General features: G+C 56.1%; 35 protein-coding genes. 26 read left to right on the top strand and 9 right to left on the bottom strand.

Annotated features, from left to right (window positions below; translation table 11 throughout):
* Nucleotides 1-6: 6 nt before the first annotated feature.
* The 7 genes from HKD32_RS02595 to HKD32_RS02560 all read right to left on the bottom strand — a co-directional run bounded on the left by HKD32_RS02595 (nucleotide 7) and on the right by HKD32_RS02560 (nucleotide 3,622).
* Entirely contained in the window at nucleotides 7-1,035 is a 1,029-nt protein-coding gene (locus HKD32_RS02595; protein WP_228118705.1) for a site-specific integrase, read from the bottom strand.
* Complete coding sequence (locus tag HKD32_RS02590) at nucleotides 1,032-1,274, bottom strand: transcriptional regulator (protein ID WP_194257465.1); 243 nt, start codon at nucleotides 1,272-1,274, stop codon at nucleotides 1,032-1,034. The genes HKD32_RS02595 and HKD32_RS02590 overlap by 4 nt, the downstream gene beginning before the upstream one ends.
* A complete protein-coding gene (locus HKD32_RS02585; protein ID WP_194257464.1) occupies nucleotides 1,271-1,519 on the bottom strand; it encodes a hypothetical protein in 249 nt (82 codons plus the stop codon). Before HKD32_RS02585 ends, HKD32_RS02590 begins: the two co-directional genes overlap by 4 nt.
* Before the next feature lie 123 nt (nucleotides 1,520-1,642).
* The gene (locus tag HKD32_RS02580; RefSeq protein WP_194257463.1) at nucleotides 1,643-2,032 is read right to left on the bottom strand and encodes a hypothetical protein; all 390 of its coding nucleotides are present in this window, start codon (nucleotides 2,030-2,032) and stop codon (nucleotides 1,643-1,645) included.
* On the bottom strand, nucleotides 2,029-2,379 hold the full coding sequence (locus tag HKD32_RS02575; RefSeq protein WP_194257462.1) for a hypothetical protein: 351 nt from the start codon (nucleotides 2,377-2,379) through the stop codon (nucleotides 2,029-2,031). Before HKD32_RS02575 ends, HKD32_RS02580 begins: the two co-directional genes overlap by 4 nt.
* Before the next feature lie 82 nt (nucleotides 2,380-2,461).
* Complete coding sequence (locus HKD32_RS02570; protein WP_063904155.1) at nucleotides 2,462-2,827, bottom strand: helix-turn-helix domain-containing protein; 366 nt, start codon at nucleotides 2,825-2,827, stop codon at nucleotides 2,462-2,464.
* Between the two features lie 351 nt (nucleotides 2,828-3,178).
* On the bottom strand, nucleotides 3,179-3,622 hold the full coding sequence (locus HKD32_RS02560; protein WP_194257461.1) for a hypothetical protein: 444 nt from the start codon (nucleotides 3,620-3,622) through the stop codon (nucleotides 3,179-3,181).
* Between the two features lie 90 nt (nucleotides 3,623-3,712).
* Here HKD32_RS02560 and HKD32_RS02555 point away from each other — a divergent pair, with 90 nt between their 5' ends.
* Genes HKD32_RS02555 through HKD32_RS02540 form a run of 4 tightly spaced genes read left to right on the top strand, consistent with a single transcriptional unit; the run spans nucleotide 3,713 to nucleotide 6,078 of the window.
* Complete coding sequence (locus HKD32_RS02555) at nucleotides 3,713-4,162, top strand: phage regulatory CII family protein (protein WP_194257460.1); 450 nt, start codon at nucleotides 3,713-3,715, stop codon at nucleotides 4,160-4,162.
* On the top strand, nucleotides 4,159-5,361 hold the full coding sequence (locus HKD32_RS02550; protein ID WP_194257459.1) for a hypothetical protein: 1,203 nt from the start codon (nucleotides 4,159-4,161) through the stop codon (nucleotides 5,359-5,361). Before HKD32_RS02555 ends, HKD32_RS02550 begins: the two co-directional genes overlap by 4 nt.
* Entirely contained in the window at nucleotides 5,358-5,570 is a 213-nt protein-coding gene (locus HKD32_RS02545) for a hypothetical protein (protein ID WP_194257458.1), read from the top strand. Before HKD32_RS02550 ends, HKD32_RS02545 begins: the two co-directional genes overlap by 4 nt.
* Before the next feature lie 13 nt (nucleotides 5,571-5,583).
* Entirely contained in the window at nucleotides 5,584-6,078 is a 495-nt protein-coding gene (locus tag HKD32_RS02540) for a hypothetical protein (protein ID WP_228118704.1), read from the top strand.
* 70 nt (nucleotides 6,079-6,148) lie between these two features.
* Here HKD32_RS02540 and HKD32_RS02535 read toward each other — a convergent pair whose 3' ends face one another.
* A complete protein-coding gene (locus tag HKD32_RS02535) occupies nucleotides 6,149-6,631 on the bottom strand; it encodes a hypothetical protein (RefSeq protein WP_194257457.1) in 483 nt (160 codons plus the stop codon).
* Entirely contained in the window at nucleotides 6,628-7,563 is a 936-nt protein-coding gene (locus HKD32_RS02530) for an AAA family ATPase (RefSeq protein ID WP_194257456.1), read from the bottom strand. The genes HKD32_RS02535 and HKD32_RS02530 overlap by 4 nt, the downstream gene beginning before the upstream one ends.
* Nucleotides 7,564-7,987: 424 nt before the next feature.
* Between HKD32_RS02530 and HKD32_RS02525 the strand changes: the two genes are divergently transcribed.
* The 22 genes from HKD32_RS02525 (at nucleotide 7,988) to HKD32_RS02420 (ending at nucleotide 25,522) form a co-directional block, all read left to right on the top strand.
* A complete protein-coding gene (locus tag HKD32_RS02525; RefSeq protein ID WP_228118702.1) occupies nucleotides 7,988-8,431 on the top strand; it encodes a hypothetical protein in 444 nt (147 codons plus the stop codon).
* Between the two features lie 182 nt (nucleotides 8,432-8,613).
* A complete protein-coding gene (locus tag HKD32_RS02520; RefSeq protein WP_194257455.1) occupies nucleotides 8,614-9,465 on the top strand; it encodes a tyrosine-type recombinase/integrase in 852 nt (283 codons plus the stop codon).
* A gap of 42 nt (nucleotides 9,466-9,507) precedes the next feature.
* Complete coding sequence (locus HKD32_RS02515; RefSeq protein WP_010504887.1) at nucleotides 9,508-9,705, top strand: hypothetical protein; 198 nt, start codon at nucleotides 9,508-9,510, stop codon at nucleotides 9,703-9,705.
* On the top strand, nucleotides 9,702-10,313 hold the full coding sequence (locus HKD32_RS02510) for a DUF3164 family protein (protein ID WP_194257454.1): 612 nt from the start codon (nucleotides 9,702-9,704) through the stop codon (nucleotides 10,311-10,313). The genes HKD32_RS02515 and HKD32_RS02510 overlap by 4 nt, the downstream gene beginning before the upstream one ends.
* Before the next feature lie 141 nt (nucleotides 10,314-10,454).
* Entirely contained in the window at nucleotides 10,455-11,258 is an 804-nt protein-coding gene (locus tag HKD32_RS02505; protein ID WP_194257453.1) for a DNA adenine methylase, read from the top strand.
* A gap of 18 nt (nucleotides 11,259-11,276) precedes the next feature.
* Nucleotides 11,277-11,591 carry an HNH endonuclease signature motif containing protein gene (locus HKD32_RS02500; RefSeq protein WP_194257452.1) on the top strand — a complete coding sequence of 105 codons (315 nt, stop codon included), beginning with the start codon at nucleotides 11,277-11,279 and terminating at the stop codon, nucleotides 11,589-11,591.
* Between the two features lie 186 nt (nucleotides 11,592-11,777).
* The gene (locus tag HKD32_RS02495; protein ID WP_099181147.1) at nucleotides 11,778-12,377 is read left to right on the top strand and encodes a terminase; all 600 of its coding nucleotides are present in this window, start codon (nucleotides 11,778-11,780) and stop codon (nucleotides 12,375-12,377) included.
* Complete coding sequence (locus tag HKD32_RS02490) at nucleotides 12,355-14,148, top strand: terminase large subunit (protein WP_194257451.1); 1,794 nt, start codon at nucleotides 12,355-12,357, stop codon at nucleotides 14,146-14,148. Before HKD32_RS02495 ends, HKD32_RS02490 begins: the two co-directional genes overlap by 23 nt.
* 65 nt (nucleotides 14,149-14,213) lie before the next feature.
* The gene (locus HKD32_RS02485) at nucleotides 14,214-15,473 is read left to right on the top strand and encodes a phage portal protein (RefSeq protein ID WP_228118701.1); all 1,260 of its coding nucleotides are present in this window, start codon (nucleotides 14,214-14,216) and stop codon (nucleotides 15,471-15,473) included.
* Nucleotides 15,470-16,198: a head maturation protease, ClpP-related gene (locus HKD32_RS02480; RefSeq protein ID WP_194257449.1), complete on the top strand. Its 729-nt coding sequence runs from the start codon at nucleotides 15,470-15,472 to the stop codon at nucleotides 16,196-16,198. Before HKD32_RS02485 ends, HKD32_RS02480 begins: the two co-directional genes overlap by 4 nt.
* A 105-nt stretch (nucleotides 16,199-16,303) precedes the next feature.
* Nucleotides 16,304-17,542, top strand: coding sequence for a phage major capsid protein (locus HKD32_RS02475; RefSeq protein ID WP_228118700.1), 1,239 nt, complete (start codon nucleotides 16,304-16,306; stop codon nucleotides 17,540-17,542).
* Between the two features lie 21 nt (nucleotides 17,543-17,563).
* Entirely contained in the window at nucleotides 17,564-18,214 is a 651-nt protein-coding gene (locus HKD32_RS02470; RefSeq protein WP_194257447.1) for a phage head-tail connector protein, read from the top strand.
* Nucleotides 18,214-18,555 (top strand): hypothetical protein, encoded by a 342-nt coding sequence (locus tag HKD32_RS02465; protein ID WP_194257446.1) that lies wholly within the window; start codon nucleotides 18,214-18,216, stop codon nucleotides 18,553-18,555. Before HKD32_RS02470 ends, HKD32_RS02465 begins: the two co-directional genes overlap by 1 nt.
* Entirely contained in the window at nucleotides 18,552-18,980 is a 429-nt protein-coding gene (locus tag HKD32_RS02460; protein WP_194257445.1) for a hypothetical protein, read from the top strand. The genes HKD32_RS02465 and HKD32_RS02460 overlap by 4 nt, the downstream gene beginning before the upstream one ends.
* A gap of 51 nt (nucleotides 18,981-19,031) precedes the next feature.
* On the top strand, nucleotides 19,032-19,994 hold the full coding sequence (locus tag HKD32_RS02455; RefSeq protein ID WP_194257444.1) for a phage tail tube protein: 963 nt from the start codon (nucleotides 19,032-19,034) through the stop codon (nucleotides 19,992-19,994).
* A gap of 14 nt (nucleotides 19,995-20,008) precedes the next feature.
* On the top strand, nucleotides 20,009-20,638 hold the full coding sequence (locus HKD32_RS02450) for a phage fiber-tail adaptor protein (RefSeq protein WP_194257443.1): 630 nt from the start codon (nucleotides 20,009-20,011) through the stop codon (nucleotides 20,636-20,638).
* A gap of 9 nt (nucleotides 20,639-20,647) precedes the next feature.
* Nucleotides 20,648-21,373 carry a hypothetical protein gene (locus tag HKD32_RS02445; protein WP_194257442.1) on the top strand — a complete coding sequence of 242 codons (726 nt, stop codon included), beginning with the start codon at nucleotides 20,648-20,650 and terminating at the stop codon, nucleotides 21,371-21,373.
* 14 nt (nucleotides 21,374-21,387) lie between these two features.
* Nucleotides 21,388-22,749, top strand: a complete 1,362-nt coding sequence (locus HKD32_RS02440; RefSeq protein WP_194257441.1) for a tail fiber domain-containing protein — start codon at nucleotides 21,388-21,390, stop codon at nucleotides 22,747-22,749.
* On the top strand, nucleotides 22,749-24,002 hold the full coding sequence (locus HKD32_RS02435) for a CotH kinase family protein (protein WP_194257440.1): 1,254 nt from the start codon (nucleotides 22,749-22,751) through the stop codon (nucleotides 24,000-24,002). The genes HKD32_RS02440 and HKD32_RS02435 overlap by 1 nt, the downstream gene beginning before the upstream one ends.
* A 64-nt stretch (nucleotides 24,003-24,066) precedes the next feature.
* A complete protein-coding gene (locus tag HKD32_RS02430; protein ID WP_194257439.1) occupies nucleotides 24,067-24,504 on the top strand; it encodes a hypothetical protein in 438 nt (145 codons plus the stop codon).
* 38 nt (nucleotides 24,505-24,542) lie between these two features.
* Nucleotides 24,543-24,881, top strand: coding sequence for a hypothetical protein (locus HKD32_RS02425; RefSeq protein ID WP_194257438.1), 339 nt, complete (start codon nucleotides 24,543-24,545; stop codon nucleotides 24,879-24,881).
* 2 nt (nucleotides 24,882-24,883) lie between these two features.
* Entirely contained in the window at nucleotides 24,884-25,522 is a 639-nt protein-coding gene (locus tag HKD32_RS02420) for a hypothetical protein (protein WP_194257437.1), read from the top strand.
* The last annotated feature ends 9 nt before the right edge of the window (nucleotides 25,523-25,531 follow it).

The following is a 25,531-nucleotide window of genomic DNA, read 5'->3' as shown; positions in this document are numbered from 1 at the left end:
TTCAGTTCAACCCCTCAACCTCAATATCGCGGAACGTGCCAACTCCACCTGTTCGGCAGCCCGCGTATAGCGGGCCACTTCTGCCAAACTCCGGTGTCCTGTAATGGCGGCGATCTGATGCGTTGTGCAGCCAGCTTCTGCCAATCTACGGGCCGCAGCTTTGCGCAACCCGTGCGGACTGCATCCAGGCGGAAGACCCGCCTCACGGCACCAGTCGATGAACTGATTGTAGAAATTGTTCACGGACATAGGGCGACCCTTCTCAGTCGCCAGAAACGTCCCTGCTCCATTCGGCTGCCACTGATCCAGTTCGATCCGCAACTGCTCATGAATGGGAATAACCAACTCAGTGCCTGTCTTCTGCTGCCGGACATGAATGCCATGACCCGTCAGTGAGCGCGACCCCATCTTCACAACATCACTGCGGCGCTGCCCCGTGTAGAGCAGAAGAGCCAGTGCCAGACGCTCTCTCGTGCCACTTGGCCAGCGCGCCTCATATCGAGCGATCTCGTCATCCGTCCATGAGCGGATGCCATCGCTCTTGATCTTCATGCGCGGAACGCCCGCCGTCGGGTTATTCTCCGCCCACCCCATATGAATGGCGTGCTCCATCAACATTGAGAGCAGCCGCAACATTCGATTGGCCGTCGTGGGCGAGTCATTATGCCGGGCCATGATCATCCGGACATGCCGGCTTTCCATCAGTAAAACCGGGTTCGCAGCATAATCCGCGCCGCGCATACGCTCCAGCAAGCGCCGGTACACAGCCTTGGTACTCTCTTCGAGCGTCTTAAAATGAGCCGTGGCGTACCAAGACTCGATCACATCCCTCAGACTTCCCGTCGGCGTAACCTTTGCAGCATCGAGCCCTCGTGGCTCAGCACCAGAAACAGCAGCCTGGTACGCAGCAATGAAGCCCGGATCGCGCAGATCTGGCAGCGGAATGCTCTTCTGCCCCTTCTTGCGGAAGTAATACCGAACTTTCCCGTGCCGATCCTTAAAACGCTGAATGTAAGGCAGTCGCAGCGTGGTCAACTCATCGCGTCCCAGGGATTGGCGGAAACAGAGACTGCCACACCTTCCCCACCCGCCTGCAGATCAATCCAGCGATCCAGGTCAGACACCAGATAGCCCCGACGCCGCGCTGACAAAGCAATCTGACGCACATGCGGAAGAACATGCGCCCTGAATGTCCCAACTGACATCGCCAGATAGGACGCAGCATCCCCAATATCCAGCACCTTGGGAGCCATCTGGACGATACGGCCACTCATGCGTAGCGGCTCCCCAGTTCGGTCAAGTCAACCTTGATTTTTCCGGCCATGGACGGCGCACAGACAGTCGCGACCAGACGCATACCCAAATAGATGTCGTGATCACAGAACGTCGTGCGGACATCTTCCTTGGCCTGACGTTCGGCATCCCGGTATTCCGCGTAACGCTGACCAGCGTATGGACGAGGGCGAACGCCAAGCATGCAGACCGTGAACATGTCCGGAGATCTTGCCTCTCCTTTCATGGCGCGGTCCTCCCATTGAAAGACTGTGCCCAATTGTCGGCAGACTTGATCATCAACCCGGTCACAAGCCCTGCCCCGTAAATGAAAGCCACCAGCCCACACGGCAGCAACAGATCCAGAAGGTCAGTGAACATCGCGCTCTCCTGGCAGAAGGTCGGTGCAAAAACGCAGGAAGCCAGCAAGGCGACCGGACGCCTTTGCGGCCTCGGTACGCATCAGCAGATCCTGCAAGGTCTGAGGACCACGCATCGGAGGCTCTGGAAACGGGATGGCCTCTGCCGGCTTTGTGGCGTGCAGCAGAGCGACTAGTTCCGCCTCAACAGCTTCAGCCGTTGCGGCATACGCCTTGGCGATGCCCGGAATAGACGCATCAGCAGCTCTTGCGCGTGCATGCACCAGGCACACGCGCCGCTCCCGTGCTTTCTGTTGAACTGCCAGCGGGCGATCAGACAGATATTCTGCAAACGTCTGATCGGTATGACCACGCAGGAGAGGATGAAGCGGACGCATCATGCTGCAGCTCCCAGGTCATGGGTCAGCTGGCGCGAAGGCGCACGGCAGCGCCATGTGTTCGCAATGTCACGGAAAACCGTCACGAATGCCCAACGGATACCATTGGGCAGAAGCGCGTCCTGATGCTGCAGGGCATAATTCGCAACCATGTCCCAGTGATCGGCTTCGCCAAGTATGACGAAAACAGGAACATAAGCGCGGGACGCGACAAGCTTTAAGCCTGAAAGGTTATGAAAGCTGTCCGGCATGTTGCGGCGCAGGATGATAAGCGCTTTCGCAACGTCGAAACTGATAACCGTCGAGGGGTGGCTTGAATGACAAACTGTTTCTAAATGAAACGCCGACATAAGAATCTCCATCGCATTCTGGCGATGAAAACCCTTACCGGCGGTAATGTTTGCCATCAAGAGAAAACTTACCGGCGGTAAGTTATTTTTTTAGCGCGTCTATCATTCGCAACAGGATTTCTTGGCTCTCCGGAGAGAGCTGACGTGCCTTTATTAGAATCGCTTGCTCTTGCCGAGTCTGCGCTTTGACCTCTTCCTCTGGCTCTTCGCCGGTTAGTAGCCAGTTGATCGATTTACCCAATATTTTCAAAAGCGCTGGGACACGCTCCCTCCTAGGCGAAGAACGCCCGGATTCATATTGTGTGACGGCGTTTTCGCTGACCCCTAGCATGGCTGCAAGTTCTGCCTGGGTAAACCCTAAATGTTCTCGTTGTGTTCTTATCCGCTTCCCCATTGCTATAGCAGCTGGGGTGGGAGGATTTTTTCGAGATGGCTTGCGATCAGTCATTAGACTGACATGACAGACGTTTTTATTCCTGCCTTCTTAGTTCTGTTGCATAAATACCTTACCGGCGGTAAGGTTATTTTATGTGCACGGAGATCCTTTCCCAAATCAGAAGCCGCCGGTTCGCAGTGAAAGAAATTGCTGCGGCCTGCAATGTAACAACGCAGGCTGTTTCGCAGTGGGAAAAAGTGCCCAGAAAGCACCTTGGTCCCGTGTCCCGAGTGACAGGTATCGATGCGCATCAGCTTCGTCCTGACCTTTTCTCAGATGAAAATAAAGCAGCATGAGCATCCTTCATACCCTCAGGCGTAAACTCCGCTCATGCCGCCGTCAGCAAGATGCTGTCTTGCTTGCTTATTCGATTGAAGAAACGATTTTTCTTAGTTCTTCGATCTCTTTGAGGGCAGCACGCTCTTCAAGCCCTGCTGCGATCCTGATTTTTCCTGCGCCTGCATCATTAATCCAGCTTTCAGCTTCCTGGAGAACATCTTCAGGGTCTAGCGTGATTGCAGCCTCTAAAAGCCTTGCAGAAATGTATCGCAAAATCCGCACTGAACTTTCCAGGCGGCGCGTGTCCTGCTGGGCTTTCTCTGAGAGACGCTTGGCATCACTTATAGCAGCTTCAACGTCACTAATCGTGTCGTCATCAATAATGGTGTCTATGACTGTAGCGCCCTCAATTTCTGAGACAGTTATTCTTGGTATCTTGTCGTTTGAAATCGCATTCAGTCCAGAAACGAGAAGTTTTACCTGCTCTTCTAAAGCCTCTAATCTTGCTTCAGGCATAAATCCATTCATGGAATCGTCTCCTGTTTGTTGTGGTGACTACAGGATGGACGATCGTGGTCGAGGATGCGAGTCCTCGACCACTATGCAAGGAGATCGCGCATGACGCTGGTTTCCCGCATCAAGACAGCCACTCAGATGGCCGTCAAAGCTATCGGCGGTGTAGATCCAGCGGCTGAGGTTTCGCGTGTCAGTCGTGCGCGGATCTCTGAATACCAGAAGCGCCATTCTCCCTCGGTCATTCCGGTGGACGTGGCTGTCGCCCTCGATGAGTTTGCCCAGGAACCCCTGATTCTCTCGGTCATGGCGCAACATCTCGGATATGTCCTGGTGCCAGTTCATGTCGGGGAAGGACATATTCCATCCAGCATGGAACTGGTGGCCAAGCGCGCAGGCGACACGATGACGACGACTGTCCGAATCATGGCAGACGGCGTTATCGATGATGGTGAAGCCGTCGAACTCGAAGCCGAACTCTGCAAGCTGCAGACGGCAGTGAGCCATGGTCTTCGTGCCGTTCGTTCCCGTATCAAGAAGGGATCGCAGCCATGACGATCCAGATCCCTGCCACGTTTGACCGTGACGATGTTCCATCGATGGCATTCCTGAAGGTTCTGCCGGCTGAACAGCGGGGTGTGTTCCACTCTCTGATGGATGCCCTCAAAGCTGCTCGGGACGTCGTGTTCCGCGTTGGCGGCCGTGCACTGGATGATGCTCAAGTGGCGCAGATGGCGTGCGAGCGTGTCGATGTGCTGCAACGTGTACTGCCGGAACTCGAGTTCACACGGTTCATACTGCGCGATGAAGACGGCGCGCTCTACAGCCCTCACCTCGTGGAACGTCAGATCCGGCGCGAAGAACGCGCTGCGGCCCGCGCTAAAAAGCAACGCCGCCTGGAAGAGTTCCAGGAGCGTCAGGACGCTGGAGAGTTCGCACCGGAAGCCTCAGTGAAAGTGATGACCTCTCGTACGAATGCCGCCAAAGGTGGACGCCCACGCAAAGGCGAGACATCCAAGCAGGCACGGGAACGCCGTGAGCGCGAAGCCGTCGAGCAGCGTGAAATGCGACTGCTGTCATCAATCAGTGGTGGGGCAGTTTCCGAAACTGAAAACCAAAACCAGTTTTCAAAAACGGTTTTGGTTTCCGGGGTTTCGGTTTCAAAACCGGTTTCTGGGTTTCCCGTAGATCTAGAAGTAGAGAAAGATATATCCGCTTCTGATTCTAATTCTACGAAACCGGCTGAAACCGAAACCGGGAAACCGGCTATTGAGATTTCAGAAGCCCTGATCTCCCAGACCGTCGCCCGCGTTCTCAAGATTGGACGTCTCCCGGACGGTCAGGCTGGTTTCGCCAAGAGCATTTGCGGTCGCTTCCTTCGGGACGGCATCCCGGCTGATGTTCTGGTCGAGGCTGTAAAGCAGCACACCGAGAAAATGGCTCTGAACGGCGACACAGCGTATAAAATGGGCGCCTTTCGCAAGCCTATCGAACGCTTCTGGGCGGATCATCAAGCCGGCGTTTCGACTACCCCAGTGCCAGAGCCTACCCCTCGTGAAGACTGGGAAGACCGTGCGCTGGAGGCTTATGCCAAGGCGCAGAAGATTTGGAGTGAAGCATTCCACCTCCAGCGGGACTACTCAGCCGTGAAGCGCGAATGGCCGGAGTTGGCCAAGAAGCATGCTCTTCCCGCCTGCCCTGTTGAGCGCGCCGCGTATCTGGACTGGTACCGCCCGCAGGCTCAGGCCGCATGAAGGCACTCCGGCGCGCCCTCGCCTCTTTCACCCATTCTGAATTCCTCACGGTCCGCTCTGAACGTGACCAGGCGCAGCGTGCTGCCCTGGCACTGGAGCGGACCGTGGCGGATCAAGCCCTGGAGATTGTCACACTCCAGGCCCGTCTGGCTCGGCTCACCTCGAACCGGGATGCCGACGGCCGATTTATGAAGCGCAACCCCACATGAACGTGGAATGCAAATGACTACTGCCGCTGAGGCAACTCGACCAATTGAAGACGCCGTCCCCATGCAGGGGGCTTGGAAAAACCGCATCGCTCTAGCTGAACTGGAGCAAGGAAAAGACAGACCACCAACCAACGTCCTACGCCGTGGAGCTGGCCTCTACGGCTTGCTGCGTTCCGGCACGATCACCCAACGCCACGTCGACGCCGCCCAACGTTGGGCGCGGGATTTCGAGACTGGAATCATGGGAGCATCAGATCCTGAGCGTCGTGGATCTGGCGGTGGCGACATCCACGACATGCTGATTGCCCGTTCTGCCGCAGTAGCGCGGTGTGAGGGAGTCAGGCGCACATTGGGGCGTTATGCGTCGGATCTGCTGGTGCTGTTGGTGTTGGACGGACTGTCGCTGGGAAAGATTGCTGAGCAATACAGAAAAAACCGTCAAGTAATTACTGGAGCAGTAGAGATGCTCTTAGAACAGCTAGTGGATCACTATGGAAATATTATTTAAATAATTAAAATAAAAATCTTTAGTAATTTTAGAAAATTACTAAAGATTACATCATAAAACTATCTTATGCTTAAGTTTTTCTAGTCTTCCCTGAAGACGAAGCTGCATTTTCTATGGTTTTTATAGACATTTCATGACTACAGGAATTAAGTATAACATTTCTTACTCCCTCAATATTCAATTTTTTCAGAGAGGCTTCAGGTATTCCAAATCTGAAATGACCTATATCAACTAAATATTTTTTAGTAGCCTTATTGTTTTTGATTATATTTATAACCCAATCAACAGTGACGTCAGATATTTTTTCACGAGAACCAACATAGTATTCGTAAGAGTAATCGATATTTTTTTTAGAATTCTCTTCTAATAAATTATGATTTTTATCATTCTTTAATCTTCCTGCCAAATCACGTAACGAAGCCGATAGTTTGATATTACCAAAAACCTTATCATTATATTGATTTGCCAGCTTTAAAAGAAAGCGCGAAAGCTCATGATCTGAAAAAAGATCATGAGCCGTAGTTTTTTTTGATATTGGTGTTTTATTTTTCATAGACGGTCAATCCGAGCTTTGAGGACGTCGGTAAGCTGACGATACATGCTATCTAAGTTCCTACCACCTACGTTTTGATCCTGCGGGTGATCATAAACTGGTCTTCCTGAAGCCAAACATTCTGACACCCCAACACCCTCTTCGATATATGGCTGGACTAAATTAGGTCCCCAACGCCGCTGCAAAGAGGCAAGATGAAGAGTGTGATCATTAGTATAACCAGAGGCAGCAGGTCCATGCGTTCTAATGCGAGTGATCGCCAGAGCGATCAGTTGAGTTTGCCGGACATACATCGACCGGTGCGAGCCCATGCGAGAAAGTGCATTCAATCGTTCATCTATCCCATGACGAATCATGTTGACTAAATGCGGTGCCCCTCGCTCCATAACCGCCTCAGGCACTACCGGCAATATATAACCATGACTGGCTGCAATAGCATTCTGTGAAACAATCTTTGTCGCAGGAGGACAGTCAAATATGATATAATCGTATTCATCATCAATATTTGCATGTTCAAGCCATTGACAGATAAGAGTTCTTTTATTCCATTCTGAATGAATGGCATTACCCTGATGTGAAGCTGTCAGGTCAATTTCAATATCATCAAGTTCAAGACTTGCTGGTAGTACATCTAAAGAATTATAGTTTCTAGAATTCTTTACCGCCCTCCTCTCAATGATATCAGCACCAGGCATGAAATGCCCTTGCCCAACAAATGTCTCAAATATCTCATTCACAGTACGGTGATTATCAACACATTCAGACCAAACTGAAGCAGTTAAAGAAACTATAGAAAGGCTACTTTGATGATCAACATCAACCAAAAGAACCCTACTATTATGATACCGCGCCAATCCTGCAGCTAAATTGAAAGATAGTGTAGTTTTACCGACACCGCCTTTAAAATTAATTATGCTAATTCTTTTTGCCACGACAAAAACCCCCAAAATTAATTATTTTTACTTACCGTAAAATTCGACACATTGTCGCCTATGCTCATTATCACACGAAAATAGACTTAGAAACATATTGTAAAAAAACTTTTTTTGGATCATACGGATGATATAGCTTTGATAGACGAACAGCCTGTTTTTTTACTCTAATTAAAATCGAGGTCAGACAACGTCGTCCTTGGCATTATTTTGAACAGAAGTTTTCGATTTATATGCTTTTCAAACGGCATTACTTAGACGCTGCACAGCGAAAATGGTGTGATTTTCATGAACGAATTTTACGAATTGCTTGACCTGAAACAGGAACGGACTGTAGACATCTAAGCTCTACGAAGGCGTGTGACTGGAAACGGTCCACGTCTTTTTTTATTGGCGTTTCGCCTCCCCCAAAAGTGAATCAGAAATGCGGACACTCGCACCTGCGAGCGCAGGCGACGTGTGCCGTCGCGGCGCGCAGCACTATTTTGTGCTGGCGGTAAATGGTGCGCGGGCACTTTGCGTGCCCGTCATCTTCAATCGCACCTTTATCCATCGCGCCGATGTCTCAGTCTGGGGCGGAAAGCGCGAAAAATTCCTGCGATTGGCAGGTTCTACGGTCGTTCGGTGCACAGATCATCGCTGGCACAGCAACGCCTGGGACAGCAACGCCTGGGACAGCAACGCCTGGGACAGCCGCATCATGCAGGCCAGTCCCGCAACAATACGAAAAATCCTCGCCAGCTTTGGTCGGGATCTCGAAGCCCAGGCAATAGAAGCTGGTGGCTCAGGATTGTATCAATCTGTCCTGGCACGCGGTCCTAAGCTGGGTGATTGTGGTCGAAAGAAAGGCGGATCGCCGTCTGATTGATCGGGGCAAAAGCCGACACGATAACCCGGAGTTATCTGACACGCCTATCAGGACAGAGTGTCAGATAACCCTCTGGATGGGTCTATAACCCGTCAGATAATCAGCGTTATCTGACGGTTTTTCAGGGTCTCCGCAGGATCGGAAACCTTTATAATTCAATACCTTGTCGGAGAGTTGGGCCAATGGCGCCAGCGACGGACGCGAAAAGGCCCCGTATCTCTGATGATGATCGCCTCGTGAATATGTGGCTTCACAACAGGTCTACGAACACGTCCCGCGCCTATCGTGCAGATGTGGACGCATTCCGCCAGTGGGCAGGTAAGCCGCTTGCGGATGTTGTCCTGGATGACCTGCAAGGCTGGTTTGACAGCCTCACAGGATCAGACGCCACGCGCCGTCGAAAGTTGGCGTCCGTCAAATCGGCTCTGGCCTTCGGGGTCCGCGTTGGTTTTCTGGATGTGGACGTTGGCGCAGCGCTTCGCTTGGAGCGCGGGCACGATCGTCTCAGTGAGCGGATCCTCACGGAAGAGGATGTAAAGCGCATCATCGAACAGGAGCCCTGCCCGCGAAAGCGGGTCGCGCTCCGCGTTCTGTATTTCATGGGGCTGCGCATCTCAGAGATGTGCGCCCTCAAATGGCGAGACATGACACGGCGTCAACAGGGAGGCGTGGCCTCCGTGTTCGGCAAGGGAAACAAGACACGCCATGTGCTTGTCCCCGCAAAGCTGTGGAAAGAGATCGTGGCTGTGAGAGCAGACGACTGGCGTCCCGATACGCCTGTCGTCCCCGGCCACGATGGGAGCCCTCTTCACTTGAGAGCGGCACATCGCCTCGTGAAGCGGGCGGCGAAGCGTGCCGGATTACCTGATGCCTCTGCGCACTGGTTCCGGCACGCCCACGCCTCACACGCCCTGGACAATGGCGCGCCAGCGCACGTCGTCCAGCAGACTTTGGGACATTCGGACCTGAAGACCACAACACGATACGCCCACGTCCGAGAGGGCGATGGCGGCGGCAATTACCTGAAAGACTGACGCCTCACGAAAACGCGGCGTCGGCCATTATTGGAGAACGCTATGAGCACCCGATATCGACGACGCCCTGAGACGCCTGATGAAATCAGAGCCGAGAACGTGAATTTCTGGACACGCGCCGCCGAGCGTTACGAACGCACGGCACAATACGCCCGAATGCCTGGAATGAAGCTCTGGGCGGCTGCCGAGGCGCGCCGTGCCCGTGAGATTGAAGCCAAGCGCAAGCGAGAACAGGCATGAGCCACAATCCTGACGACTACATGACAGATTCCGCAGGACGTCTTGTCCCGCGTGCTAACGTGAAGCCGGAAGACCTTCTCCAGGACGAACTGGTTAAGAAACTCTTCGAGCGTGCCCGCTCCATTCGAGATGGGATGCGCCAGTTTCGTGAGGATGCTGACAGCGATATCCGGGCTTTTCTCGACCTGCTGGCTGAGCAGTATGGAGCCAAGAAAGGTGGCGCGAAGGGCAATCTGACGCTGGCGACTTATGATGGCTGCGAGCGCATCACTATCGCCATCAGCGACACCATCACGTTCGGTCCTGAACTCCAGATCGCCAAGGAGCTAGTGGACAGCTGCCTGACACGCTGGACAGAAGGCGGAAACGCCAACATCCGCGCTGTCGTCACCGATGCCTTTGATGTCGGTAAGGAAGGCAAGCTGAACGTCTCGAAGATCCTGGGCTTGCGCCGGCTTTCGATTGACGATGAGGAATGGAAGCGCGCCATGCAGGCCATCACTGACGCGGTGAAGGTCAATGCCTCTCGCAGTTACATCCGTTTCCACGAGCGCGCATCACCGGACAGCGCGTTCATTCAGGTGCCCTTGGACATCGCCAAGGCCTGAACAGCTTCCTGCCATTTGATTGGACGCAGTCTTGTGGTGGGGGATAAGCTGCCTACACAGCTGATCCGGGTGCGACTAACACCCACAGCGAAGCTGCCCCACCGACCACTGCAGTGGCGGGGCTTTTTATCGGGTAAATAAATGAGGGAGTCGAATCAGGGACTTATCCCTGTCGCACCAGTGCGTCCTGTTGCGCCCTATCTTGGTGGAAAGCGTGGTCTTGCAAAGACCATTAGCGACCGGATCAAGGACATTCCGCACACCACCTATGTTGAGCCATTTGTTGGCATGGGTGGCGTATTTCTGCGGCGTCCGTTCAGGTCGAAGGCTGAAGTCATCAACGATCTGAACCGTGATGTTGCCAACCTCTTCCGGATCCTCCAGCGGCATTACGTGCCACTCATGGACATGCTCCGCTGGCAGGTGACAAGCCGAGACGAGTTTGAACGACTCCGGCGTGCTAAAGCGAGCAGTTTGACTGATCTGGAGCGTGCTGTTCGGTTTTTGTATCTCCAGCGCATGGCATTCGGAGGTAAGACCAAGGTTCAGGCATTCGGCGTCTCAGTTGGACGCCCTGCCCGCTTTGACGTCGCTACGCTTGGACCGATCCTTGAAGACGTACATGCACGCCTCTCAAGCGTCGTCATCGAGTGTCTGCCCTGGGCAGATGTCATCACGCGTTATGATCGGCCTGAAACGCTGTTCTACCTGGATCCGCCTTACTGGGGGAACGAGAACGACTATGCAGCGGCTTTCAGCCGCGACCAGTTCATGCAGATGGCTGATGCTCTGGCATCGATCAAAGGCCGCTTCATCTTGTCTTTGAATGATCGCCCTGAGGTTCGGGAGACATTCAACCGGTTCCGGATTGAACGCGTGGACGTGAACTACTCGATCAATCCCAACGCAGCTGGGAAGCGCGGTGAAGTTCTGATCTCTAACTAGACCACACGGGAGAGTGTCATGGCACTGCTACGTTGCATCAACAGCGGGTTAGCAGTGCTGGACACCAGCATTACCCGCGTTCCTCCCAAGACTGCGGATGCGTTCTACGTGTCGAAGGAATGGCGAGGCCTCATGGCCACCATCCTCAAACAGCGTGGACGCGTCTGCGAGCGCTGCGGCCGCACGGGCTGCCGGATCTTCGGTGATCACATCGTTGAACTGAAGGACGGCGGTGCAAAGCTGGACCCAAAGAACGTCCAGCTGCTCTGTGGTTCGTGCCACACGGCCAAGACGGCGCAGGCCAGAGCAAGGCGTACTGCCAAAAACTGGTGAAAGTGGCGGAAAACTGCTGTTTTTTCATCTCGGCACGTTAAACCATACCGAAATGGTACGGATTTAAGGGGGTGGGTCGGATCTTCAGGCCGGCCCAGGGGGCGTAACCGCGCCAGTCCCACGCGTGAAAATTTTTCCTGAAATTACGAAATGAGGTGCGCACCATCCTGCGCAGGACGGTCCAGAATGTCGAAGAAACCGCCAACAGACTGGGCGGAAATTGCCAACGCTTATTGCGCGGGAAGCCTGTCAAACCGCCAGATTGCCAAGCAATTCGGGATTGCTGAAAGCACCCTGCGCAAGCGCATCGCGTCTGAAGGATGGGAGAAAACGGGCGCGCAAAAGGTGCGCACTTCTACCCCAAAAGTGCGCACCACTGCGCACCAACGTCCAGTTGCGCACAAACGCCCCTCACCTGTCGTCGCGGAAGCCATTCCCGAAGACCTGGAAGAGCGTTTGCTCTGCTTGGCTGGGCGTATGACCGAAGAGCTTGAGCATTCGACTGAGCACCTCGATGAAATCATCGAGACCATCAGTGATGAAACTGCTGACGACAAAAGTCCACGACGCCAGGCTGAGATGATGAAAGCCGTCAGTCACTCGATGCGAGCGAATATCCTGAAGACGATTGCGCAGACTGTCACGCTCCTAGGTGGCAAAGCTGGGTCCAAAAAAGGCAAGAAAGAGCAGCAAAAGGATGAAGCTGAAAAGGCGTCCTCCGGTCGGTTTGCTCCCATGACACAGCCCAAACTGGTGGTGAACAATGGCAAGCGACGGGACGGTTAAAACAACCTCTCGGGTACGGAAAACGACGTCAAAACGATCGGGCATCAAAAAAGCGGTCAAACAGGTGGCAGCTATTACAGCGGCCGTTGCGAGCCTCACCTGGTCAACGGCCTGCCATGATTGGGAACAGCGGATTGTTGCCCGCGAAAGCCTGATCCCCTGCGCACCTCTTTTCCCTGCCGCTGCCAAGCAGGGCATGGACGTTTTCAATGCCCTGAAGCTCGTCGATGTGATGGGCGAGCCGACGATTGGGGAGTCCTGCCGTCCCTGGCTGAAGGATTTCGCGGCATCCTTCTTCGGATCCTACGATCCGGATACAGGCGTCCGACACATCAACGAATTCTTCCTGCTGGTCAGCAAGAAGAACACCAAGTCCACCATCGCTGCCGGCGTCATGCTGACCCAGCTAGTCCTGAACTGGCGGCGGTCTGCTGAATTTCTCATTCTGGCACCGACCAAGGAAGCAGCTGACAACGCCTTTAAACCGGCTCGGGACATGGTGCTGAACGATCCCGACCTGGACGCAATCTTTCATGTCCAGCAGTACAATCGCGTTATCACCCATCGGCAGACTGGTGCCACGCTCAAGGTCGTGGCCGCTGATGGGCAGGCAGTCGTGGGTAAGAAGGCCACCGGGATCCTGATCGACGAACTGTGGGAATTTGGGAAGAAGCCGACAGGCGAGAACATGATCATGGAGGCCATGGGCGGCATGTCCTCACGGCCGGAAGGCTTTGTGATCTACCTCTCCACCCAGTCGGAAGAAGAGCCCGCTGGCGTTTTTAAATCGAAGCTGGAGTATGCCCGGTCTGTCCGGGATGGAAAGCTGGAGAACAAGAAGTTCTTTCCGGTCATCTATGAGTTTCCCGCCTCTCTTATCGAGGCTGAGAAACACAAAGATCCGGACAATTGGTACATCACCAATCCGAACTATGGGCTGTCAGTCAGTGAGGACTTTCTGCTCAGTCAGTTTGACCAGCAAAAAGAAGCCGGTGAAGGCCCACTACGGGTCTGGATGGCCAAGCACCTCAACGTCGAGGTCGGTCTCTCTCTCAGAGAAAAAGCCTGGGCCGGTGCGAAATACTGGGAAAAGTGCGGCGATCCGGACCTGACCCTAAAAGAGCTTGTCAGACGCTCTCGTGTCCTCGTCGTCGGCATTGACGGCGGTGGGCTGGATGACTTCCTATCCATGGTTGTTCTGGGCTGTGATGAGGAAAATGAAGAGTGGCTGCATTGGCAACGCAGCTGGGTCTTCTGCGATGTTCTCAAAACTCGCAAAGAAGAAGCGCCCCGATATCTCGACTTCGAGAAACAAGGGGATCTCGTCCTGGTCACACTCATGCAGGATGACATCATTGAATTGGGCGACATCGCAGAGGATCTCAACCGAACGGGCAAACTTGCCCTGATCGGGCTCGATCCGGCTGGGGTCGCGGAAATCGTTTTTGAGCTTCGCCGTCGCGGGATCGAGGAAAGCCAAATCGTTGGTGTGAGCCAGGGATGGAAGCTCACCGGACCGATCAAGACCCTAGAGCGGAAGCTGGCTGACGGGTCTTTCCATCATGGCGGACGCCCTATCATGGCCTGGGCCGTCGGCAATGCCAAAGCCCAGGCACGCGGCAACAACATCGAAATCACCAAGCAGTTGGCGGGCGGAAAGAAGATCGATCCCCTGATGGCCACGTTCGATGCCGTGGCCTGCATGTCCAAAAACCCGGAGCCACCCGGATCCAAAAGCATTTTTGACCGTGAGGATTTATGGGATTCCTGAATTCAATTTTCGGCGGCTCTCAACGTCCTCAATCGGATCGGAAAGAGCCTGTCTTACCAGCTATAATGGCCCACAGCCTAGAGAACCCCAGCACGCCTCTTTCCGAGATTGGCAGTTGGGGCGAATTTCTAGGTCTTCCAGGTACTAGCGATGACTGGATGCCACCTGTCAGTGAACGCACCGCTATGGCCTGTTCGGCTGTCTACCGGTGCGTGACCTTGGAAGCGGGTGTCATCGCAGGACTTCCACTCAAGATTTACCGCCTGTCGGCAGATGGGCAGCGCGAAGAACTGCCAAACCATCGGCTGATGCCACTGCTGCAGACTGCACCTTTTCCAGGGCGCGCTCTTACAGCTTTCTCCTGGCGGGAACTCTGGGGCGTGAACATGCTGCTCTGGGGCAATCATTACAGTGCCATCCGCTACGATGGCGCTGGCCGTGTCATCGGCTTTGACGCCTATATGCCTTGGCAGGTCCAGGTGGTCCGTCTACCAGGCAAGCGGGGAATCAATTTCTACGTTTGTACGGACGACGACGGCAACAGCGAAGTGCTGCATCAGGAAGACATGCTGCACATTCCCGGACCGGGCTTTGACGGGATCAAGGGCCTATCTCGGATCCAGTCTTTTGCGCGCGGATCGGTCGGCCTAGCGCGTTCGATGGAAGAGCGCACTGGCCGTGTTCACCAGAACGCCTCGATGCCAAGCGGCGTTATGCAGGTGCCTGGAAAAATGTCTGATCCAGCTTTCAATCGGCTTCGACGGCAGCTGGAACAGGCTCAATCGGGTGTGGCCAACTGGGGTAAAACAGTCATCGCAGATGAAGGGTCGAAATACACGCCCTTTCAGCTCTCGCCACAGGATCTCCAGACGATCGAAGCCAGACGTTACCAAGTGGCGGATATTTCCCGCTTCTTTGGCGTCCCGCTCCATCTCCTGAACGAGACGGACAAGACCACGTCGTGGGGCACAGGCCTGTCTGAAAATACGCTGGCGTATCTGATCTTTTCGCTCGATGCAGATCTGCGGCGGATCGAAAGCGAGCTGAATTACAAGCTATTCTCGGGCACCCGTCTGTTCGCAGAATTTGACCGGGACGGCCTGCTGTCCATGGATCCGGCCAAAACAGCCACGGTCATGCAAAGTGAGATTTCCAGTGGTGTCAGCACCATCAATGAGGCACGCCGGAAAAAGAACCGGCCCCCCGTGAAGGGCGGCGACACGCCACTGATCAACAGCACCAACGTGCCGTTGACAACACAGGCAGCGAAGGGGCCAGATAATGCCCCGCCTGTTCCTCAACCTTCACCAGGGCAACAGGAATGAAACGCTACAATGCCCAGGCAGGCCGGTTCTCAAACCGTGCCTTGCTGGCCTTTACACAGGCAGGGCTTCCCCAGACCCTGACCAGCCGTCCCCGTGCAGATGGGCAACCGGCCGAGATCCTGCTGTATGACGAAATCGGCTTTTGGGGGGTGACGGCAAAGGATTTTGCCAACCAGCTGGCGCAGGTCGGTCCCGGACCCATCAACCTGCGCATCAACAGCCCAGGCGGTGACGTGTTCGATGGTCTAGCCATCTATGCCTCACTCAAGCAGCATGATGGCACGGTCAATGTCATCATCGACGGTCTGGCAGCCTCGGCAGCCTCCTATATTGCTTTAGCGGGCGATACGCTCATGATCGCACCCAATGCTTTCATGATGATTCACAATGCCTGGGGCCTTGTTGTCGGCAACAAAGCCGACATGACATCCACGGCCGGTGTCATGGCTAAGATAGATGGCCAGATGGCGGCTCTCTATTCCAGCAAAACAGGCCAGAGTGTCGAAGAGATCTCTGCACTGATGGATGCCGAGACCTGGTTTACGGCCGAAGAGGCCAAAGATGCAGGTCTGGCCGATGTCATCGTGAATGATGACCGCACGACCTCGCCATCCGCCAAGATCGACCTGACACCTGACAAGGATGTCCTCGCACTGGCGGCCGATATGGCGCTCTGCTCGCGTCGACGCGTGGCCCGTCTGGCCGAGGCCGAAAACACCCTCTGACCATGCTCTGACTGACCTCCAGGGGAGGCAGAATCAGACATGAATTTACGGCAGCGCGCCGCTCAGGCGCAGCGTGCCCGTTTCCTATCTAAAACAGGACATTCCATGCGTTCCAAGGAACTACGCGCCAAGCGTGCGAAGCTGATTTCTGACGCCCGCGCCCTGATCAACGGCGAAACCGTCACCGCAGAACAGAATACCCAGTTCGATGCCATGATGGCCGAGGCAGATGAACTGAAGGCTCGAATTGATCGCATTGAAACAGCAGAAGCTGCTGAAGCGGAACTGGCTGTGCAGATTGCGGCCCGTGGCGAAGGTGAAGGCCGAGGCGCAGACGAACAGCGCGATCGTGAAACGCAGGAAGTCCGTGTCTTCGGCGCATGGCTACGTGGTGGCATGGACAACCTTGCCGGAGAGGACCGTGTCTTCGCCCTCAACCAGGCACGCCTGGGCACTGAGTTCCGGGCCGCACAGAGCACCCAGTCCGGTCAGGCTGGCGGCTATCTCGTTCCTCCCCTCTTTGCCGATCAGCTCCTGGTCGCTCTGAAGGGGTACTTCACGTCCCTGGATCTGTTCGACGAGATCCAGACAGGGTCCGGTGCGCCCCTTCCCTGGCCAACGAACGACGACACATCTGCTCGCGCCAAGATCATTGGTGAAAACACTACGATCAGCACCAGCGACCTGAAGTTCGGAATCTCCAACGTCCTGGCCTATTTGTACGCTACGGATGCCGTACTAGTGCCCTGGACGCTGATGCAGGATTCCTTCCTTGATCTGGACGCCTTCCTGCGTACGGCTCTGGCCACGCGCTTTGGCCGTACTCTGGCAGATGATCTGACTGTAGGGACCGGCACGAATATGCCGCAGGGTGTCTGCACGGCCGCAGGAGTAGGCGCTACCACGGCCACCGTTGCCATCGGCTATGATGACATTCTCGACCTGCAGCACAGTGTGGATCCAGCCTATCGTCAGGGCGCTTCGTTCATGTTGAACGATATGACGTTCAAGGCTTTGCGCAAGCTGAAGGACAATGAAGGCCGCCCACTCTGGTCTCCATCCATTGCTGCAGGCGCACCGGATATGTTCGCGGGCTCGCCTTTGAACATCAATCAGAGCATGCCTGACATTGGGGCTGGCAATAAGGCGATGCTGTTTGGCAACTTCAAGAACTACAAGTTCCGAAACGTGAAAGGCCTGTCGGTCGTGCGCCTGAATGAGCGCTATGCCGATGCTCTCCAGACCGCCTTCTTCGGATATGCGCGCTTCGGCGGCGGCATGCCTGGTGCCGGTACGGCCATCAAGGCGCTCCAGACAGGCGCAGCGCCGGCGAACGGCGGCTAACCTCAAGCAGGAGACTGATCGATGAGAAGCATTCCCCTCGGGTCAGCTCCTGCCCTGGTGCCTTTGGCCTCTCTGGCGGATCTGAAAGCGGACCTGGGCATCACAGATGCCCAGTCTGATACGAACCTCCAGAGATACCTTCTGGATGCGACTGAGGCCGTTCTGACATTTATCGGCCGGCCTCTTCTGTCCCAGACCTGGCAGGACCAAATCTTTGTGCGTCCCTTCCCTCGCACGCTGTCTCTGCTCCTTGGCGTCTATCCCGTTCACAACGTGATTGCTGTCACACGAAACGGAACAGCGCTTGAGCAAGACACCATCAACGATCTGGTCATCGATGACGACTGCGGCGAACTTTACCGGCCTGATGTCACACAGCCTTTCTGGCCGGCAGGCCGGTATCACGTGACCTATGAGGCGGGTTATACCCCGTCCGTCACTCTGGATGACGGAACCGTGCAGCCTGGAAATTTTCCGGGAGCCATTTGCCTGGCCGTGCGGCGCGTCGCAGCTGCCTCCTACTATGCTCAGGGCCGTGATCCGACTTTGAAATCAGAAAATGAACAGGGCGTGGGCTCCACAAGCTGGGCTGTTCTGGATCCCTCCTTAGGAGGACTGACACCGGAAGCGGCTGGGCTGGTGCAACGTTTCCGCAGTGCAGGGTGTGCCTGATGGGGTATCAGACAGAACGCCGGCGTCGTCAGATCCGACGTAAAGGCCGCATGATGGCGTTGTCCCGTGCGAATAATGGCAGCCTTCCTGCTCCCGTTGCGGTGAACCTGATCGCCTATTCCGCGCCGCCTGCTAGGGCAGCGCTGGAAGCCGGCGTTTCGGTCATGCCGTTCGCGGCGGAAATCCTGAATGATGAGCTGCAAGCTGCTGGATATGGTCGCCCGCGCAATATGGACCAGCTGAAGGACGGCGATCGGATTTACACGCTGACAGATGCGACAGCTGTTTATGACGGCGATCAGATCTGCGGCTGGAAACTCTTTGCAGCAGGTGGAACATGACCTCTCCGGTCGTCTGGATGGACGGGTTCCAGCGCGCGTCTGCGGCCATGGCGCCTTTTGGCATTCCGGTGCTGGATGCGATGGCGCAGGCTACGGAGGATCAGCAGCACCCTTGGGTTCTGTTCGAAGTTGCTAGCGCGGACGGCGATCGCCTTGGCGTCGGTGAGATTGTTGACGAAGAAACTGGCCAGATCTGGCTGCACCTGTTCGTGCCACGCGGTTATGGGGCCTTGCCTGCGCTCGAACGCCGCAAGGCCCTGTCAGTCGCGTTCCGCGTCCCGGACGGTGCCGCACCCGAAGGTCTCTATTATGACGGGAAGTCTTACGATCCGCCCGATAGTGACCAGACAGGAAAGTGGGTTCGGTTCAGTCTGGCCGTGACCTATCGGTACCAGGACATCGTCCTGCCTCTGCCATCCCCCTGATTTTGTCTGACACAGCCACCCTCGCGGTGGCTTTTTTTATGAGGTGAAACCATGGCCTTCACGGGCTCGACAGCAGGGTATCAGGCCGGTGCCCAGTCTAATGACACGGCCATTGCCTATGGTCTGGAGAAGACTTACGGCGTCCAGGCGACCGGGACATTCCAGAGCACCCGTTTCACGGGCGAAAACTTCCGCCCTCAGGACACAACGCAGCGTCCGGATGAAATCAATACGGACATCGAAGCCTCTCAGGAAGTCGTCACACAGACCACGACCTCAGGCACGCTGTCTGGTGCCCTGTCGTATGGCACCTATGACGACATGCTGGCCGCCGTCCTTGGGGCAGACTGGAACAGCAACACGATCCAGAACGGTGCCGTCGTCAAAACCTGGACGGTCATCGAAAAGCTGGGCGGAAAATGGTTGGTCCGTCCAGGCTCCTTCTGCACGCAGGCACAGCTCACCTTTGCCCAGGGCAGCTTCTCGTCCGTCGCGTTTGACTTCACCTGTAAAGGGCAGTCCATCGCAGACGCGGATCCTGCCACGGCCTATACGGCAGCCCCGACAGGCCGGATTTTCGACACGGTCGGCAACTTCTCCGGCCTGACCATTCAGGGCAAGACACCTGCTGGCTGTATTCGTCAGGTCCAGATCACGTTGAACCGGAATGGCTCCGGGGCTGACTATGGCATGGGCCATGCGGATGCCTGCGGGATCCGTCCAGGCGAAATTCTGGCAACAGGCCAGATCCAGTATTTCTTCAAGACCTGGGATGAATACCAGCTTTACGCCGCGGGAACGCAGGGACCGATCGCCATTACGGTAAAGGACGCGGCCGGAAACAGCTACGTGTTCACATTCCTGAACGCAGCCCTCCGAAACCCGCAGATCAATGCCGGCAGCAAGAACACCACGATCGTGGCCACGTTCGACATCTCCGGCAATCCGCTGGCAGCGGGCGGAACCTTCAAGATCGACCGGATCCCGGCAACGCCTCCAGCTTCTGGCGGCTGACATGAGGTTGCGTCATGGCTGACATCCATTGTCCAGGCGTGACGGTCGCGTCGGCGCGGACCCTGCGGCTGCTGGCGTCCAGTACGCCGCCGCTCTGGGGTGTCCGGCTGCCCTCCATCCGGCAAAGCTGGGCACCGAAAGCACCGGCTGACGTCCTGGAGTTTGCACTGGATCCCCGCCGCTGGCTTGCAGATGCGGGTGACACGCTTCAGTCCGTCTCTGCCACGGCTCCGGATCCTGTCACGTCCTCGGACCTGACAGCGCTCTGGTGCGGCAAAGTCAACGGCCTCGCCGTTGTCTGTCTGGCAGGTGGCCAACCGAACACACTGGTGCCGGTGAGCCTGACCCTGCACACGTTGCAGGGGCGTCGTCACACGGAAGCCGTGACTGTCCAGATCAACCTGGACAGCGAGCCGGACGACGTGCCGGACTGGCCATCTCTGGCCGATGGCACGCCCATCATTCCGAACGCACTGACGGATCCGGATGGCCGGGTTCTTACCCTTGGCACCTCGCAGGTGAAGCAGGTTTCCGTGGCGCAGCTGCTGTCTCCGGACGGGGCCAGTCACCTCACATCCCCTGCCGGCGTCCCGTTGCTCAATCAGGTTTTCCGATCGGCAACAGACACGCTGCTGCTCGCATAGAGAGACAACATGGCAACAACCAATCAACCAGGGCAGCCGATTTCCGGCCTCCCGTTCGCGGACAGCGTGTCCTCCACGGACGCGCTCCTGGGAATCGTCACCAAAGCCGGCGGAACAGGTGCCAATCAGGTCACAATCCTTGTTCTGGCACAGGCCATCAGTGCGGCAATCGGTCTGGATGATGCTGTAGAGGCTGCGGAAACGGCTGCTGCCAGTGCGGCCGCCAAAGCTGAAGCGGCCGGGACTGCGTCCTCGGACACCGTAAATTCCTTCCGAGGCAAAGCGGGCGGCCTGGCAGCGCTGGATGCTCTGGGGCAGTTGTCCCTGACAGACGGCAAATCTCTGGTCGCGGCGCTGAAGGTTCTGCCGGCCACACAGACCACGCCAGCCCGTCTGGCGACAGCCATTCCGCTGGATGGGGCAACGCAGTTTCAGACGGGCGACACCGTCGCCACGCTGGCAGACCTGTTGACGGCCGTGTCCGGACTGGATGGTAGCCGGGTCTATATCGACCAGGACGGCTTTGTGCGCCCTGTTCCGTCCGATGCGCAGATCCTGCCGTCCGATCTGGTGGCTGATGGAAGCCGATACCTCGCGCCAGCTGGGTACCAGGCTGGGACGAAATCCTTGCCGGCTGGCCTCTCCCTGAACGCGGACGGTGAAACCGTCATGACGGATGGCAGCCAGTTTTTTGCTGGCACCTGGGCAAATGGCCCACTGCTCTCACCCCTCTGAAACCTGGGAAAATCATGCCTACAAATCAAAACCCAACCACCCTGGGCGTGGTTGCTGTCGACAAGTTCACAGGCGGCGATGCCTCTGCCCTGACGGTTCAGTATAACGACACGTCAGGCAACGCGGTCTCTCGCAGGCTTGCAGATTTTCTGCTGTCCACCGACACGGCCCTGGCTGGGAATGCCACATCCCTTTCCGCCCTGAAGCAAACTGTTGCCCAGGCTGTGCAAGCTGCCGGTCAGGCAGCTGATGCTGTCTCTGGGGCAACAGCAACCTTCCTGGCCAAAACCAGTCTGCAATTTCCGCAGACAACGTCAGTGGCAGGATTTGTGGACGGCGTGTCGTGCCTGGCAGCCAACAGTTTTAGCGCCAAACAAAATGGTATGCTGGGACAAGGCGCTGTGGCTGGCTGGAATGACTCTGCCATCAATGCCAACACGCTCCTGGTCAATATCAATCCGGGCACTGGCCGTGGAGGCTTCGCCTTCTTCGAAAAGAACAACGGCTACGACGCGACGACATGGAAGGCTGAGGACTTCAATGTTGCCTGGGGTTGGCAGGGTAATCCGGTTCTTGGCAGTCGGGGCTTCTCCATCCAGTCCGCTATCGGCAGACATGACAGCGGCAACTGGCAATTTTTGGCCTTCAACTGTGCCCCTGCCAGCTTCCGTAACGGAACGCCCACGAATGACGAGTTCAGTGTTGGGGCTTACGACGCCGCTCTGATTGCCGATGGTGGTGATGGCACAGCAGCGAATGCACGTCTTCGGATTGATTGTGGCTCATTTGAACCAATGAAAGACGGCACCGTCTCCTTGGGCAGTTCTGGCGCACGCTTCTCTGCAGTCTATGCCGCCACAGGAACAATCCAGACATCTGATGCGCAGGCCAAGACGGTCATCGGCACGATTGGAGATCCCGCCTACGCGGACAGTGCCAAGCTCGGTCAGGTTTTTGATGCGATTACGCCAAAGACCTACACCCTCAAGGCGGCTGAAGATGCCAAGGGCGCAGATGCTCGGACGCATATCGGGGTCATTGCCCAGGATATCCAGGCTGCATTTTCAGCTGCGGGTCTTGATGCAGCCAACTTTGGTCTGTGGGGCGAAGATGCCTCTTATACCGAAGAGCAGATGGTTGTTCCGGTTGAAGAGAAGTTCACGGACGCAGACGGCAAGGAAGGCGTGCGGATCGGCACCAGCATCCAGTCCAAGCGTGTCCCGGAAGTCGATGCGGCCGGAAAGCCTGTGATGCACCAGTCCGTCCGGTATGACGAAATTGCCATGCTGATGCTGGGCATTGCGAAGATCCGGATTGCTGATCTGGAAAAGCGACTTGCTGCTCTTGAGGCTGCCAAGGCTGCTGGAGGTCAGTAATGGACGTCTTCACTGCTACGTCTCTGTCATTGCAGCGGGGCAACTGTCCCCTGTACTTTGATGTTTATGTCCCCCGTGTTCCCCTGAATGGGGATATTGTCTCTGGAACAGTTCTGATCTCGGTCGGAAGCCAGCCGGTGGCGGTCCTGAATACGACGCTGGAAATTCAGGGCCAGTCTTCTGCGGGAGCTGACAAGAAGAACTGGAAGCTCAAGGTCTCCAATGCTGCGGGCGACGACGTCGAGGTTTCGGTTGGAGACTGGCTGCCGTCAAAAAAGATTACCCTGAAGTCGTATGGGAATATTCCAGGAAATCCGACTCTTTTCGATCGGTCTTTGGTCCGTGAATCAGTTTCAGCTGAACTCTGGCGGCGGATCTATCGCTCCCTGGACTATCCCACGTCTCTGATTGCGCCACCGGAAACCTGGAAACAGGCCACGCTGAACCAGACAGACCGGCAGACCAGTGCGCTGTTTTCGACAGACTGTCATCCGGCAGTCCTGTCGTTTAACGGCGTTTTCTTTGGCGTGTGCATGATGCGCACCTCGGCTGACGAGGGCGATTTCCTGATGGACAAGAAAAATCCGGGTCACTACCTGCTGCAACCCCAGCATGTGTCCCAGAATGTTCTGACGGAATGGCAGCCGGATCTATGGGAGTTTACGTCTCCAAAGAAGCCAAAAGATGCTGCCGTGCAATGGTTCTTTGACTTCTTCAAAGGCGTAGTGAACGGCACTGTGGATCCCGCCACAGCCCACACAGTTCTGAATGTCCCGTCGTTCCTGCTCTATGTGATCTTCTGCGAAATTGTCGGCTCGTTCGACAGTCTCAATAACAACGTCATGATCGGCGGTTGGGACTGGAGCGCGAACGGTGGCACGGCCTATTTCTTCCCCTACGATCTGGACGAGACGCTTGGTTGTGTCTGGAATCATCAGGGAGATGCAGGATCACTCCCTGAAAATGTAGGCTTCGTGCACACAGGGGATCCGGCCTGGAACGCACTGTTCTCCTATTTCGTAGCAACAGGAGACGTTGCACGGCTGTGGTCCCGGATCCGCACGTCTGGTGTTCTGGATCCTCAGAATATTTGGGAGATTATCCGGAAATATTCTGGCCCGATCGGATCAGATCTCTACCTGAAAGAGACGGCGGCCTGGGGCACGAACGTGATTTCCGCGCCGTTCTATCTTCAGGACTGGGTCGTCCGCCGCATCGCCTGGCTCGATGCCCAGTGGGGCTATTCAGCCTGACGACATATCCGCCGCCCTCCGAGGCGGTTTTTTTGTACTCTCAATTCAAACGGAAAAAATTAACATGGCAAAGCTGTCAGCCTTTTCGCGCGATCGTAACCGTGTGTCCCAGGGCGAAGAAATCGAAGTCGGACCTGAAGGCAACACGTTCTTCATCACAACGCGCGGCTTTACGCCTGCCTATCGTGACACGCTGTATGCGCTGCGTCTGGCAGAAGCGCGTGAGCTGAACCGCTCTGTTCGGGCTGGCGCTGGCTTTTACGCGCCTGACACGCTGCCCCCGTCGAACGACGATCTGTGTCAGGGCAAGGCTCTGGCCCAGGAATGTGTGCTGGGCGTCAAAGGACTGGAAGGCGACGATGGACAGGATCTGACGATCGATGCGTTCCGCGACATGCTGTCCAGCGGCGAGTATCCGGCCCTTGTCACATTGTCCCTGATGGCGGCTGGCCGTGTCGGTGCCGAGCGGGAAGAACAGGCGAAGGTTTTTGAGGGAAACTGATTGCCTCACTCCAGTGGGAGATGGAGTGGGGCCAATTCATGGGAGAGAACGAAATCCCGGAGATCCGCGAAGCGGCTCTGGAGCACCGTGTTCTCCCGGATCCCTGGAATGAGGTGCCCTGGCGCGCCTGGCACGATCTCCAGCACGACCGTCTCTGGATTACCGATGGTCTGGGCGCAGGCATGGGGGCGATCCGGATTATTTCCCGCCCCCAACCCATCGGCTGGGTGGCCGTGGATCGGTGGTGTGATGCCAACGGTGTCACGGCGGACGAACGCCCGCTTGTGTTCCGCCTGGTGCGGGCTCTGGACATCGTGTTCCTCACGCATCGGAACACTCAGATCACGCAGGATCTCCAGAACGCTCTGAGGAAATAATCATGGCGTCTCCACGCAGTGTTGCCCGGAATATCCGTCTGTTCCGGGATCAGGCGCTGTCACCGGCGGCCCAGTCGGCCTATCTGGCACGGGTTGCTATCAATGCCCGTGACACGGCCGCAAGGCGCGGTGATGCTCCTCCGCACTGGACCACGAACGTGGATGGGCGTCAGGGTGCGCCGGAAAGCTCTGTCCGGCCTGACGGGTTCATTCTCTACAAGTTCAACGTGATGGGTCTGGCGGCCAAGGCTGCGCTCCAGCTTTGCAAGGAGCGTTCCCCTGTCCGGTCCGGGCGGTATCGGGACAGCTGGGTGGTCGTGGTCGAGGGCAAGCCCTGGACAGACGACGTGGCTGACGTCCCGGAGGGCAAAGAGGTGATGATTGTTAATCCTCAGCCTTACGCTCGCAAGATCGACACTGGCGCCATGAAAATGAGCGTTCCGCCCGGAATTGTCGAAGCTGTGCGCCAATCCATTCAGCGAAAATTCCCGACCGTGAACGCGGCCCGGGCCTTTGTCACGGTGCCGTCCGGCCTGCTGGACAATGCGCCCTACATCCTGCGTCGCAATGGACGCGCCAAAGACCGAACAGCCGGAAAAGCGATCACCTATCCGGCTCTGATACTTACCCGAAGAACCTGAGGTTTCATC

The organism is Gluconobacter japonicus (assembly GCF_015244665.1).
Classification (GTDB): domain Bacteria; phylum Pseudomonadota; class Alphaproteobacteria; order Acetobacterales; family Acetobacteraceae; genus Gluconobacter; species Gluconobacter japonicus.
The sequence above is the reverse complement of the archived record's forward strand: the minus strand, read 5'-3'. Positions and strand labels throughout refer to the sequence as shown.

Excerpts from the sequence above, each read along its gene's own strand:
- HKD32_RS02590 (WP_194257465.1), bottom strand. The coding sequence starts at position 1,274 with ATGAGTGGCCGTATCGTCCAGATGGCTCCCAAGGTGCTGGATATTGGG.
- HKD32_RS02585 (WP_194257464.1), bottom strand. The coding sequence starts at position 1,519 with ATGAAAGGAGAGGCAAGATCTCCGGACATGTTCACGGTCTGCATGCTT.
- HKD32_RS02580 (WP_194257463.1), bottom strand. The coding sequence starts at position 2,032 with ATGATGCGTCCGCTTCATCCTCTCCTGCGTGGTCATACCGATCAGACG.
- HKD32_RS02575 (WP_194257462.1), bottom strand. The coding sequence starts at position 2,379 with ATGTCGGCGTTTCATTTAGAAACAGTTTGTCATTCAAGCCACCCCTCG.
- HKD32_RS02570 (WP_063904155.1), bottom strand. The coding sequence starts at position 2,827 with ATGACTGATCGCAAGCCATCTCGAAAAAATCCTCCCACCCCAGCTGCT.
- HKD32_RS02560 (WP_194257461.1), bottom strand. The coding sequence starts at position 3,622 with ATGAATGGATTTATGCCTGAAGCAAGATTAGAGGCTTTAGAAGAGCAG.
- HKD32_RS02555 (WP_194257460.1), top strand. The coding sequence starts at position 3,713 with ATGACGCTGGTTTCCCGCATCAAGACAGCCACTCAGATGGCCGTCAAA.
- HKD32_RS02550 (WP_194257459.1), top strand. The coding sequence starts at position 4,159 with ATGACGATCCAGATCCCTGCCACGTTTGACCGTGACGATGTTCCATCG.
- HKD32_RS02545 (WP_194257458.1), top strand. The coding sequence starts at position 5,358 with ATGAAGGCACTCCGGCGCGCCCTCGCCTCTTTCACCCATTCTGAATTC.
- HKD32_RS02540 (WP_228118704.1), top strand. The coding sequence starts at position 5,584 with ATGACTACTGCCGCTGAGGCAACTCGACCAATTGAAGACGCCGTCCCC.
- HKD32_RS02535 (WP_194257457.1), bottom strand. The coding sequence starts at position 6,631 with ATGAAAAATAAAACACCAATATCAAAAAAAACTACGGCTCATGATCTT.
- HKD32_RS02525 (WP_228118702.1), top strand. The coding sequence starts at position 7,988 with ATGCGGACACTCGCACCTGCGAGCGCAGGCGACGTGTGCCGTCGCGGC.
- HKD32_RS02520 (WP_194257455.1), top strand. The coding sequence starts at position 8,614 with ATGGCGCCAGCGACGGACGCGAAAAGGCCCCGTATCTCTGATGATGAT.
- HKD32_RS02515 (WP_010504887.1), top strand. The coding sequence starts at position 9,508 with ATGAGCACCCGATATCGACGACGCCCTGAGACGCCTGATGAAATCAGA.
- HKD32_RS02510 (WP_194257454.1), top strand. The coding sequence starts at position 9,702 with ATGAGCCACAATCCTGACGACTACATGACAGATTCCGCAGGACGTCTT.
- HKD32_RS02505 (WP_194257453.1), top strand. The coding sequence starts at position 10,455 with ATGAGGGAGTCGAATCAGGGACTTATCCCTGTCGCACCAGTGCGTCCT.
- HKD32_RS02500 (WP_194257452.1), top strand. The coding sequence starts at position 11,277 with ATGGCACTGCTACGTTGCATCAACAGCGGGTTAGCAGTGCTGGACACC.
- HKD32_RS02495 (WP_099181147.1), top strand. The coding sequence starts at position 11,778 with ATGTCGAAGAAACCGCCAACAGACTGGGCGGAAATTGCCAACGCTTAT.
- HKD32_RS02490 (WP_194257451.1), top strand. The coding sequence starts at position 12,355 with ATGGCAAGCGACGGGACGGTTAAAACAACCTCTCGGGTACGGAAAACG.
- HKD32_RS02485 (WP_228118701.1), top strand. The coding sequence starts at position 14,214 with ATGGCCCACAGCCTAGAGAACCCCAGCACGCCTCTTTCCGAGATTGGC.
- HKD32_RS02480 (WP_194257449.1), top strand. The coding sequence starts at position 15,470 with ATGAAACGCTACAATGCCCAGGCAGGCCGGTTCTCAAACCGTGCCTTG.
- HKD32_RS02475 (WP_228118700.1), top strand. The coding sequence starts at position 16,304 with ATGCGTTCCAAGGAACTACGCGCCAAGCGTGCGAAGCTGATTTCTGAC.
- HKD32_RS02470 (WP_194257447.1), top strand. The coding sequence starts at position 17,564 with ATGAGAAGCATTCCCCTCGGGTCAGCTCCTGCCCTGGTGCCTTTGGCC.
- HKD32_RS02465 (WP_194257446.1), top strand. The coding sequence starts at position 18,214 with ATGGGGTATCAGACAGAACGCCGGCGTCGTCAGATCCGACGTAAAGGC.
- HKD32_RS02460 (WP_194257445.1), top strand. The coding sequence starts at position 18,552 with ATGACCTCTCCGGTCGTCTGGATGGACGGGTTCCAGCGCGCGTCTGCG.
- HKD32_RS02455 (WP_194257444.1), top strand. The coding sequence starts at position 19,032 with ATGGCCTTCACGGGCTCGACAGCAGGGTATCAGGCCGGTGCCCAGTCT.
- HKD32_RS02450 (WP_194257443.1), top strand. The coding sequence starts at position 20,009 with ATGGCTGACATCCATTGTCCAGGCGTGACGGTCGCGTCGGCGCGGACC.
- HKD32_RS02445 (WP_194257442.1), top strand. The coding sequence starts at position 20,648 with ATGGCAACAACCAATCAACCAGGGCAGCCGATTTCCGGCCTCCCGTTC.
- HKD32_RS02440 (WP_194257441.1), top strand. The coding sequence starts at position 21,388 with ATGCCTACAAATCAAAACCCAACCACCCTGGGCGTGGTTGCTGTCGAC.
- HKD32_RS02435 (WP_194257440.1), top strand. The coding sequence starts at position 22,749 with ATGGACGTCTTCACTGCTACGTCTCTGTCATTGCAGCGGGGCAACTGT.
- HKD32_RS02430 (WP_194257439.1), top strand. The coding sequence starts at position 24,067 with ATGGCAAAGCTGTCAGCCTTTTCGCGCGATCGTAACCGTGTGTCCCAG.
- HKD32_RS02425 (WP_194257438.1), top strand. The coding sequence starts at position 24,543 with ATGGGAGAGAACGAAATCCCGGAGATCCGCGAAGCGGCTCTGGAGCAC.
- HKD32_RS02420 (WP_194257437.1), top strand. The coding sequence starts at position 24,884 with ATGGCGTCTCCACGCAGTGTTGCCCGGAATATCCGTCTGTTCCGGGAT.